The organism is Arthrobacter sp. 1088, assembly GCF_031455315.1.
Classification (GTDB): Bacteria; Actinomycetota; Actinomycetes; order Actinomycetales; family Micrococcaceae; genus Arthrobacter.
Genome location: NZ_JAVDSM010000037.1, coordinates 1 through 2,205 on the forward strand (window position 1 = coordinate 1; position 2,205 = coordinate 2,205).

Annotated in this window: 2 protein-coding genes; both read left to right on the plus strand. The window is 60.0% G+C overall.

Annotated elements, in window-relative coordinates:
* The first annotated feature begins 543 nt into the window (after positions 1-543).
* Positions 544-1,137 carry an HhH-GPD-type base excision DNA repair protein gene (locus J2Y41_RS23000; protein WP_309932029.1) on the plus strand — a complete coding sequence of 198 codons (594 nt, stop codon included), beginning with the start codon at positions 544-546 and terminating at the stop codon, positions 1,135-1,137.
* Positions 1,138-1,254: 117 nt separating this feature from the next.
* Positions 1,255-1,869 carry an HNH endonuclease gene (locus J2Y41_RS23005; protein ID WP_309932031.1) on the plus strand — a complete coding sequence of 205 codons (615 nt, stop codon included), beginning with the start codon at positions 1,255-1,257 and terminating at the stop codon, positions 1,867-1,869.
* Positions 1,870-2,205: the final 336 nt, after the last annotated feature.

Consider the following 2,205-nt stretch of genomic DNA (forward strand, 5'->3'; position numbering starts at 1 on the left):
AGCACGCCGCCAGCGTTCATCCTGAGCCAGGATCAAACTCTCCGTTGAAAACAAAAAATCAAACAGACACAACCACACCCACCGGAAATAACGGCAAACACGGCTGCACAAAATTCGAAACCAGCTGAAAACCAAACCACCACACACGGGGGTGCATGACGATCTGGCCATAATTTCAACCAATCAAAAAAACAATCGGCATCAACAAACTTGGCACACTATTGAGTTCTCAAACAACAGACCCTCCAAAACATCACCCCGGACAGCGCACCACAAAAGCAGCACACCCAACAGGGCCATTGGAAAAGAAGAGTTATTTTTGGCCGCCTACCGAACCGTACACACCTTCCGGCTTTCCGTTTCGCACCCGGCGACTCAGAAAACAATACACGCCCCACACCCCCAACGCAAATCCACCCCAACACACCCAAACACACCCCCAAAAACCCGCGCCAGCACCGCCGTCGAGCACTACTCCGCACGCGTCAATGAGCCTGGCTAACGTGATCACTTCCGATGACGACCGTGTGCACTAGTGGGAGGATGGGACGCATGGAACTGCACATCACAGGAGATGCCGCCGCCGACCAGCTATTGAGTGACGATGCCTTCGCATTGCTGACCGGAATGTTGCTCGATCAACAGGTGACCATGGAGTCGGCATTTGCCGGTCCAGAGAAGATCCGTGCCCGCCTTGGGTCACTGGATCCTGGCACGATCGCAGACTACGACCCCGCAGGCTTCGTGGAGGTATTCAAGGAACGCCCTGCCGTGCATCGTTTCCCAGGCTCCATGGCTGGCAGAGTCCAAGCCCTGGCCGAAACGGTACACCGGGATTGGGACGGAGACGCTGCGGCAATCTGGACCAGCGGCAATCCCGACGGCGCTGAGGTACTGCGCCGGCTTAAGGCGTTGCCTGGATTCGGAGAGCAGAAAGCGAAAATCTTCCTGGCCCTGCTTGGTAAGCAATGCGGCCTTCAAGCCAATGGATGGCGGGAAGCAGCGGGGCACTACGGCGAAGAGGGCTCATACCTCTCTGTTGCCGACATCGTGGACCCCGACTCTTTGGTCAAAGTTCGCGCCAGCAAACAAGCGGCCAAGGCGGCTGCAAAGGCTTCCAAGGCAACGGGCGGCTAATCACTCCCGCGTCGACGGGCGCCTGGTCCCTTATGGCATTCCGCCACTTGCCAGCCTTATCCACATAGGCGCATGTAGGTCTGATGTGACATTGGTCGTGCTGGAAGAGTAGTTTCCATGGACGGCGTTCTGGAGAGGGATGAGGCTACTGAGGTTTCGGGCGTGCCTGTGCTTGGTGGCTCTGGGGTTCAGGAGCTGCTGTCCGTGCTGGGCTCTTTCCGAATCAGCGCGGACAGCAACGAGTTGATCGATCAGATTCGCGGACTGGAAGACGCGAAATCAGCCATCGGGGCGTTGCAGGCGCGGACAGCGGTAGCGTTTGACCTGGCCCAGCGCCGCGAACAAACCGCCACCGGCGTCCCCTCCCCGGACCTCGGTCAGGGGGTCGGCGCGCAGATCGCCCTCGCCCGGCGGGAATCACCCAACCGCGGTTCCCGCCTCCTCGGACTCGCCAAGGCCCTCGTGTCCGAGATGCCCCGCACCATGGGCGCCCTGGAAACCGGACAACTGAACGAATGGCGGGCCACCATCCCCTGGCACAACGGCGGACCCACCAGCCTGGAAAACGGCGCCGGGCTCTGCGAAGCCTGCAACCACACCAAAGAAAACCCCGGCCGCAACGCCAAAACAATCCCCGGCAGCCGACATCACCTCGAAATCAGCACCCCCACCGGCCACACCTACCAATCCAAAGCCCCACCACTACCAGCGAATGCGGCCGCTGCGACATGAAGTGCCGGACGGTCGAACGTCAGTTTCGGCATCGGCGGCAACGGGCTCGTCGTCCATTCCTAAATATCCCGGAGGACTCCCGCGTGAGGTCCGGCAATGGGCGGGCGGCGTTGGGTTGGGGTGGTGTTACCGAGGGCCCCTTCTACGATGATTTGGGGGCAGTTAACGAGTGAAGGCCTCCATGATGATGGAGGCCTTTGTCTTGGGTTCAGGGTTGGCAGGAGCCTGGGTCGGTTGTTAGGTGTGGTTAAAGTGGGGAAGCCCCGACCGTGGTGGTCGGGGCTTCCCGTTAATGTTTGTCCGGCGGTGTCCTACTCTCCCACACCCTCCCGGGTG

Coding starts and splice junctions, on each gene's coding strand:
- J2Y41_RS23005 (WP_309932031.1), top strand. CDS start 1,255: ATGGACGGCGTTCTGGAGAGGGATGAGGCTACTGAGGTTTCGGGCGTG.
- J2Y41_RS23000 (WP_309932029.1), top strand. CDS start 544: ATGGGACGCATGGAACTGCACATCACAGGAGATGCCGCCGCCGACCAG.